Consider the following 8,931-nt stretch of genomic DNA (forward strand, 5'->3'; position numbering starts at 1 on the left):
AAAAAAAAATCTAGCAGAAAAGAAAGATCTTATTGAAGCTTAGGACATTGATGAATGAAGGGTAAGAAAGGACAACTTTTCACTCTTCATTCATCACTAAATTAACCTTTCACCAACGTAAGGCAGTTTTCCATAAAATTTTCGTACTGGGCATTTATTTTTTCCCAGGAATAGTATTCATTTACTTTACGGACATTATTCTTGATAATTCTGGATTCACTTTTCTTTTGGACATTTTCCAACAAGTAAATTACCTCTGCATAAGAACTAAAATAATAAGAGTCTGTACCTAAAACTCCCCGGTTAAAAGGGTTGTCGTGAGCACAAATAAAAGACCTGCAAGCCATAGCTTCCAATAAAGAAGGATTTGTTCCTCCCACGGAATGGCCATGGAAGTAAATGTTGCTATAATACCTGAGGTTATTTAGCTTTTCCAAATCATAGATTCCACCCAAAAACTTTATTTTATCCGATGAGAACTTTCTCTTTAAATATTTTCCGTACTTGGTTTTCCAATTTCCGATAACTAAAAAAGGAGAATCACACTTTTTAGCTTTTACTACCCCCTCCAAAATAAGTGAAGTATTGTTTTCAGGCTCCAACCGAGCAACTAGCATATTGTAATTAAATGGAACCAGATCTAGTTCCTTCAAAAATGAAGCATCTGGAGAATTAAAAACCTTTGCTCCATAAGGAATAAATTCTGCCCCCACCCGATATGTTTTTTTTAAATACTCCCTTATTCCCTTAGAATCCGCCACTAAATAATCACTCCATTTAACAGCTAAACTTTCTGCGAATTTCAAAAATTTACGAACCCCGAAATTATATTTCGTTCGCTTCCATTCCAGACCATCCATATTGGTTACCACCACTGAGTTTTCAGGCATTAGCCAACCCCAAATGGAACTGCTGGTATAACCCAATTGAAGGATTACATCAAAATCTCGCTTTTTGGCATCCAAAATACAATTCAAATCATAAATAAACATGCCAAAAGTTCCAATTCGTTTTTCAGGATCAGGTTTATAAATTAAACGAACCCCCTTCCATTCTGCTTCTTTATAAGGGTGATTAGAAGAGTTATAAACATAAACTTCATGTCCCTTATTCACTAAGTAGACTGAAATATTTGCTGCAAATTGCTCAAAGCCTCCATAATAATTAGGTATTCCTCTGGTTCCAATAATTCCAACTCTCATATTCGGCATTCAATTTTTTCACCTCTTAATCCGGGCTAAAATCGAAGGAAACTGGATGTTTTCTGAAATTGGGAGTTGGTAAATAATACTAAGGGTAATCCAATACTTTAGAATAGCCCTCAAAAGGAACTAGAAATTCAAGGGCCCCCAATTTCCAAAAGTAAACAACTCTAACCTTCCTTATTACAACATGGGCAGGTAAAGAAGGTTTGAGTGAAATGGTGAATTCCTAATCACTTCTTATCTTTAAACTTGGAATTTATCTCAGGGCCAAGAAGGCTGGAGTTATTAGGCAGGAACATAAATACAGAGCTAAAGAAAGAAAAATAAAGAATGCCTTTGTTCATGGCTAACATAGACTCTGTGCAGAAACCAAAAAGTAAGAGGAACAAAAAATAAAAGTGCACCACTCCTGAATATTGATAAGCATACCGGAATGAGAAATAAAAAATAACTAATAACAACAACAATCCAATCAGGCCTAACTCCAAAAAGGTCTGTACATATTCATTATGAGCTGAATAACCCAAATATCCCCTTTTGCTAAGCTCAGATTCTATATAAAAAGAATTAAGGTGAATTTGGGTATCTCCAGGGCCAAAGCCAAAAACAAAATCTCCTTCTTTGATGATGCCCTTAATCCCCAGCTTCCAAATTAAAAGCCTTAGATTCACTCCGTTTAAACGAGTTTCAATAGGCATTTTATCCATAAAAAGCATTTTATAATCCCCATCGAATAGCCCCGTTTTAAGCCTTTCCCGTATAGGTTCATTGAAATACATAAAGGCTCCAAAAAGGGTAAGAAAAAATAGACTGAAACTCAACATCAGCTTTTTTAAATGTTTTCCATACCAATGATTGATATGTCTGTACAAAAGAATAATCACGAATACAACAAGAAGACCCATCATCATTTTGGATGCACACAAAAAAATAACCATGAAAAGAAAGCCTATGACTAGTAAATGAAGACCTTTTAAATAATAATCCCACATTCCCCACTTTTGATCCAATCGATGTGCTAAAACACCTACGCTAAAAATGCCAAACATGGCAAAATAAATAGCATGAGCATCTATGGGTCTAGTTAAAGAATGAAAAAAAAAGTATGCAGTATTCCCATCTACTAAGTAAAGCTTTAAGGCATGAAATAACAGCAGACAGGAGGTAAGTAGATAACCCACAACAAAAGACCCAAAAATTAATGTCTTCTCATTGGCTTTTAATCTAACAGATGTGCTTAATAAAAGGGGAAATAGCAGAATGGAGGCCCGTTTCTCCAAGGCAAATAATCCTTCTCCCATATTTTGAGTGAATAAAAGACTTAGTACATTGAGGAAATAAAATAAGACAAACACTAACAATTTAGGATCTAGCCAATTAATGCTAAACCGTTGTTTCAAATTGGGAAGGATTAACCAACAAATAACTAGCTGAATGATGGCTAAACGATTCAATGTTATAGTGGTAGGGAGGGTAAGGGCAACACAAATTAGACTAAAAACATACCATTTCTCTCTAAATAATTGGTGAAGGGTTTTTTCTTCCTTTAACTGCACTAAAACCATAATCCATATTTTTTTTAGAAAGATGTCATAACTCGATTGGGTTCCAAGACTATTTTCTTGAAAAGAGCGATACTTAGAAGAATTTAAATCAGTATTCAGGGAAAATTAAAACAAGGAATTAAGGTTACAAAGGGTACGCGACATAGTAACCCTTTCAACCAGGTATACTGACAATTATCACTAATAATGGAAATTCATCGAAAGCGCGAAGCAGGATAGATGGCAGGTTCTACAAACAATATTAAAACATATAGTAAATAGAAATTGGACATTACCCTTCACTAGGTATTTTTCTTTATAACCTCTCAAATTAATTATTGATTTTTGGCAGTACCACTACCAAAAAAATAATTCTTAACTTTTACAGCAGAATCATAGTATTTTGCCATAAACTTTTTAATGGAGCCAGCATCCTTTCCAGGAAACCAATCCGTTGTTCTTCGTTTTTCAATTAAATACTTATGATCCGTATAAGCATAGGTAGCAATGGAAGTGCGAAAGCTACCTTCAGGAAAACTGGTTTTATCATACCCATGCAAAGTATAACCTCGGGTTTTCTGTATCACCAAGCGGTTAAAGGGAACATCAATTTCATTTTTTTCTCCACTTCTTAAATCTTCCAGCCTCAATTGCCCCCCATACTCAGGTTTCCAGTTTTTATTTAAATATAAAAGCAAGTTCATGTTCCGAAACCATGTTTTATTCAGAGGATGGTAATTGAAGTCCAAATGCATATCCAAAAAACTATTCTTCTTTCCCTGATGTAATCCACCGCCATGATTTTTAGGGTCAACAAAAATTGGTTCACATGCAATAAAGCTTAAAAAATCATTCATTCGCTGTGACGAAAGGTCATTATAGAGTTCTTCAAATTCCTCTCCTAGCGTCTTGTAATTTGATTTTTCAAATTTATTGTTTGCAAATACATAATCCCTGCTCTTATTTACCAACTCCGGGATTTGATCATATAGACTACCTAACTTTTCTCTGTCTATAATTTCATCCAATACTAAATAAGGAAATGGCTTCTTTGTCAGATATTCAAACCTTAAATCTTCCTTGTTTTTTTCCAGAAAGTCAAAATCTATCATTATTCAATAGTTAATTAGTTGGGTATATTGTTAACCCTGATTTTCCAGGGAAAAAAGCACTTTATTTCCTTTTCATTTTTATTGAACTTTTAGATTCAATGAAGAAACTCGAGGTCCTCAAATAATTTCCTATCCAAATCCCAGGTTAGAAATACCTCCATCAAAAGCTACTCCTGCTCTCTTAATACCTGTTGGTAAGCCTCTAAAGTCATTTTTGCTGTAATTTCCCAAGTATATTCCTTCATAATTCGACTTCTTAGGCAATTATTAAATGGTTCTTTATAAGCTTCTTCTATAGCCTTCGCAATGGAATTAACATCATCCGGTTCACAATAAAAGGCATCTCCTTGAAAATACTCCTCCGTATCCCCTTTTCTACTGATCACAAGTTGGCAACCTTGTGCTGCAGCTTCCAGAGAAGAAAGACCCGTAGTTTCAAACCAACTGGCTAATATGTGGACTTTGGCAGCCTGATATTCTTTCAATAAATCTTCTTCCGAAATACGGCCTAAAAACTCTATTTGTTCATTAGCTTCCCTTTTACAAGAGTTAAAATATTCAATATGATTAGGTGCAGGAATACCGACCAATTTCAACTTATATTTTGTCTTTTTAACTGCCCTTATAAGATTCAATTGATTTTTGCGAGATTCAATACGGCCAACGCAGAGAAGTCCTTCCTTTTTATAGTTTGGAGGAGCTTGTCCGAATAATTCCTTCCGAATAGCATTAGGAATAATTTTATAACGTTGCGATTCCTTATAAGAATCGACTAAGCGCTGGTACTCACTTTTGGAATTAGGCAACAGCATTGCCGTTTTTCGAACAACTTGCTGAACGGAAGATCTATGACCACGGAAAAAATATTCCAGGCTTCTTAGTTTTTCACCATTTAAAAAGGCCCTGGCCAGAACTTTCAAATACTCCAATTGATCTGGAGAAAAGACCTTTGTGCAAAGACGCAAAAAACCCTTCCGAAAGTATCTTTCCAACTCCCCATAATCCACAAATACCGTGGAGACTACAAAGGGCTTTTTAGACCTTCTCATATGCAGTAGAATATCGTTGGGTCTGTCAATATTGAAGAAGTGAAGCAAATCATATTTTTTATATGCTATTCTTTGATCTGAAAGCTTAATATCTACTTCTACACCAAGCACCCTTAAATGACGGGCGGTTTCCACTACTTGAGTGGTATCTCCCCCTGGACTCGAGAATAAAGTTGCCCTACTTATCATAAGAATTTTCATACCATAACATGCACTTTTACTACATTATTGAACTCATGGGCTATTTTGAAATTTAAGCGGTTTAGAATAAGGGATTCTTCCCTTTTTAGAAGGAATATCAAATTCCGGAAACAACCTCATAAATATCAACAGCCAAATCATGTATTCAGCAGTCGACGTAACGAAGCTACCTGTAAATTGATAAATGAATAGGAATAGAAATAAAAACAGTTGAAAGTAATTAGAGGCCACTTTAAAGTAAATAAAGCAAACTATTTGTAAGGCTATACGGAGAAAAAATCCCAATAACCCCCAAACGGCAAATGTTTCAGCTGTACAATTCGGAAGATCCACTCTTGTCCAGGAATCTGCATATCCGTAATAAGGCCTTATTACCTTTTCTCCCTTTATTTTTACTTGCCCCAGACCAATACCTGTCCAAAGTGAGGGGGTTCCTTCTTGAGTAAGTTTATAAGCTAAATAAAAGGCTTCATATGTTCGTCCATTACCTGAAGTGTCCCTTCCTTTTAAAACATCTTTAATCCTATTAGAAAATGTGGTATCTATTGAAAGGACCAAGCCCATTATTAGGAACAAGGAACCAAGACCTAAAAGAACTTGCCGGTCAACGGTTTTTCTTTTTAAACTATCTATTATCAAACCAATAACTAAGGCGAGAAATAAAGCACCAAAAACCCCAAGAGAAAGAGTACAGCCCCATGGGATTAATACTAAGAGCAATATTTTCAAATGTTTGAATTGGAATCCAAGTTTAATCACTTTCAAAGAAAAATAGAGCAAAGCAGGAGTCATTATCCCGGCATAATAGGAAGGCTCATAAGATAACCCCATATATCTAAATAGTGGAGAGTCTAAATTCCAGTAATTAAAGAGTTTCCAAAATTCTTTACCTAAAGGTGTGGGGATAAGAACAATAGAGATTAAAAAAAGGGTAAAAGAAAGTCTTACCATTTTTTCCATCATTTGTCCCATATCCCTTTGATGCTTTTCTAAAAAATGATGAATCAATAGAATATTTAAGAATACTAAAAGCAGAAAAAATGAGGTTTTTAAATAAAAAAACCAATTAATCTCTGGAATTTGCAAGAAATGAACGACACCATAGATAAGAGTAAATGCGGCATATCCAATAAAAAAGCGCAAATACTTTCTTTGTCTTAATATTTTTATGTAAAAAGGAAAAATTAGGTTTGTATAAAGCAATGGACCTGGTAATCCCACGCTATTGAACAAAAAGAAAAGGTTTACTAGCAATTGTTTTCTTTCCGCCTTCAACCCTGAGCTTTTCCGTAAATGGTCCAAATTTAAAACCTGCCTATTATTTTTAAATTTAAAGTGCATAAAGCATTTGGGAAATTGAAATTAGGAAGGTGTAGCAACAAGGCATACCTTGTCTCTTTGACCTGCGGCTGCCAAGTATTATATTAACCTCTAAAAAAATCTATTGTTCTGGCTCACAAACCCAAAGAACTCCATAGAAAGACAAAGAATTTAATGCCTTACTTAACTTTCAAACAACTGAGGTGAGAAATGAACTGAATGTTTGCTCTAGGAAGGTGCCTTGATCTCACTCTAATGTGATTTTTCTTATTTTCCAGTTGATCCAATGCGTGAATAATAAAGTTGCATCATTTCATTTTTCACAACATTTATAGTGTGATGGGTTTTGCGATAATAACCGAATCTTTCCAGACCAAAATTGAGAGCCAACACAAGTGAAAAAGCAATTAAAACTTGCTTAATAGATTGAGGCAACTTAAATCTTACAATTAATAAAACATAATAGATCAATAACTTTAAAGTATAAAGAATAATAATGGACAAAGGATCAGATATTCCAAGAGATAAATTCAAAAACACGAAAACTGTGGAAAAAATAAAATAAGTCAGATTAAAATAAAGTAAAGCATGCCTGGCATCATTTTTTAAGGTTAAAAAACTTAAAAACTCCTTTTCCATCATGGCACTAAAAAGGAAAGTCAGTAGAAAGAAATTATAAAAATAAACCTTGGAGATATACGCTGTCCCAAAAAGTAGGAAAACAAAAAATGGGGCCAAAAATAAATTTAGAAGAGCAATGGCTGTAAGAACCTTAAAAAAGTTCTTTTTGAATTTGTTAATATTAAAAGCTATGTAAAATATAGCAAAAGGAAGCAATGTGTTAGCCAAACGTAACCCTTCCACAAACACATTTCTTCCTTTTTCCAAACTTAAAAAAGAAAGTATAAGCACCTCAATGGTTGTGATAAAGAAGATAAAATTTCTAATGAAAAAATAAACCAAAAGGTCTAAAAACACTTTCCATTTTATATTTTGGATTGCAAAGACAAAAGATTTCCATTTAAAATAGGGAGCAATATATTTTTTGGCTACAAAAAAGACGCCAATAGTCAAAAACAAATTTTGAAAAGCCTGAAGAGAAGTTATAAAATAAGGGGAGAGCCAATTAAAATAAAAAACCAGAACAAATAGAATAGAAATAACCTGAGCCCAAAATCGATATTTCATTAGCTTTTGCTTTTCGCCCTCCACATACATAATAAATGTAAACAGAATCACCGTTCCGGCAATAGAAATCATATAGGGCCAAAAGGCCAGGCGATCATAATATAAAATAAAAAAGGGGGAAATTACCAAGATTAAAAGCACAAATACCCCTCTTATAAAAAGGGTCTGGTAAAAAGGTGGACTCCCTAAAAAGGATTTATTTATTTTATAATTCACCAAAAATTTATAGTCAGAGGATAGGATACTAAAAACTAATAAATAAGAAAAGATCGTTTGATAATACAGGAATTCGGCAAAAAGTTCTTGCGTAAGAAGGCGTGAGATTATAGCAGTTAAAAACAATCCAAGTACTTTATTAATGCCCTCGACAATAGTAAACTTTAACATTTGCAGAAATAGAAATAAAGCGTTGGGGCTTTGTTGTTGAGGATAAAGACTAGGTCAATTTACTAACTAAAGGACCGTGGAATTGTTCCTAAGAATTGAAGGGAAAGTTTACCACTTTTTGCATATTCAACTATACCTCTAATTAAAAGGGATTTGGTAGTTATTTTTCCCTGATGTAGAAAAAGTTAAAAAAGAATAATGGTAGATAAAAGCAAATAAAGGCTAAAGGTTCTCCTAGATATAAAATACCCTCAAAATAAAACATTTACTCCCGCTAATTAATTAAAAAATATAACCCTTTACTTTATTCCTGAAATTAAATGATTTCATTTTTCCGATTGTGAAAGAATCTTATTACAATTCTCAAATTAATAAAATGAAAATAGATTTCTTTTGTATTGGAGCTCAAAAATCAGGTACTACTTCCCTCTTTCATTACTTAAAAGAACATCCAAAAATCAACTTACCGGCTAATAAAGAAGCTCCCTACTTTTATAAGCGATACAAAGACAGCAATTTAGAGGATTACTTTCAAAGATCATTTAAAATTTCAAGAGAAAAAGGCATTAAAACCGGCACAATAAATCCACATTACATGTGCTTTCCAGGAGCTGCAAAAGAAATATATCATTATAACCCTTCCGCAAAAATTCTGGTAACTTTAAGGGATCCGGTTGAACGCTTAATCTCGCATGTTAAGATGTGTTTAAGAAAAGGAGTTAGGTTAAAGGATTACGACCAACTGCTAAACGCTCTTCTGAAAACCAAAGAGTTAGAAAAAGCAAGAAGCATTACTTATGCCGATCATTTTAATTTAACAGACCAAGGCGCCCAGTTCCTTATTGCATGGGGAGAATACGGGAGAATAATGAAATATTATTATCGTTTTTTTCCAAAAAAACAGATCCTTATCATTTCCAGTGAT

At 33.9% G+C, this 8,931-nt stretch carries 7 protein-coding genes; 1 reads left to right on the forward strand and 6 read right to left on the reverse strand.

Annotated features, from left to right (window positions below):
* Positions 1-101 precede the first annotated feature (101 nt).
* From E1171_RS13845 to E1171_RS13870, 6 genes are all read right to left on the reverse strand, one after another.
* Positions 102-1,211 (reverse strand): DUF1972 domain-containing protein, encoded by a 1,110-nt coding sequence (locus tag E1171_RS13845; RefSeq protein WP_222931504.1) that lies wholly within the window; start codon positions 1,209-1,211, stop codon positions 102-104.
* A 224-nt stretch (positions 1,212-1,435) separates the two neighbouring features.
* Positions 1,436-2,770, reverse strand: a complete 1,335-nt coding sequence (locus E1171_RS13850) for an O-antigen ligase family protein (RefSeq protein ID WP_155206625.1) — start codon at positions 2,768-2,770, stop codon at positions 1,436-1,438.
* A 314-nt stretch (positions 2,771-3,084) separates the two neighbouring features.
* The gene (locus tag E1171_RS13855) at positions 3,085-3,861 is read right to left on the reverse strand and encodes a 2OG-Fe(II) oxygenase (protein ID WP_155206626.1); all 777 of its coding nucleotides are present in this window, start codon (positions 3,859-3,861) and stop codon (positions 3,085-3,087) included.
* Positions 3,862-4,028: 167 nt separating this feature from the next.
* Positions 4,029-5,111 (reverse strand): glycosyltransferase family 4 protein, encoded by a 1,083-nt coding sequence (locus E1171_RS13860; RefSeq protein WP_155206627.1) that lies wholly within the window; start codon positions 5,109-5,111, stop codon positions 4,029-4,031.
* Between the two features lie 33 nt (positions 5,112-5,144).
* Complete coding sequence (locus E1171_RS13865; RefSeq protein ID WP_155206628.1) at positions 5,145-6,413, reverse strand: hypothetical protein; 1,269 nt, start codon at positions 6,411-6,413, stop codon at positions 5,145-5,147.
* Positions 6,414-6,698: 285 nt separating this feature from the next.
* Positions 6,699-8,006: an MATE family efflux transporter gene (locus E1171_RS13870; RefSeq protein ID WP_155206629.1), complete on the reverse strand. Its 1,308-nt coding sequence runs from the start codon at positions 8,004-8,006 to the stop codon at positions 6,699-6,701.
* Between the two features lie 376 nt (positions 8,007-8,382).
* Between E1171_RS13870 and E1171_RS13875 the strand changes: the two genes are divergently transcribed.
* A partial coding sequence (locus E1171_RS13875) for a sulfotransferase domain-containing protein (RefSeq protein ID WP_187696452.1) occupies positions 8,383-8,931 on the forward strand: 549 nt, incomplete at its 3' end.

It is taken from the genome of Xanthovirga aplysinae, assembly GCF_009711365.1.
Taxonomy (GTDB): domain Bacteria; phylum Bacteroidota; class Bacteroidia; order Cytophagales; family Cyclobacteriaceae; genus Xanthovirga; species Xanthovirga aplysinae.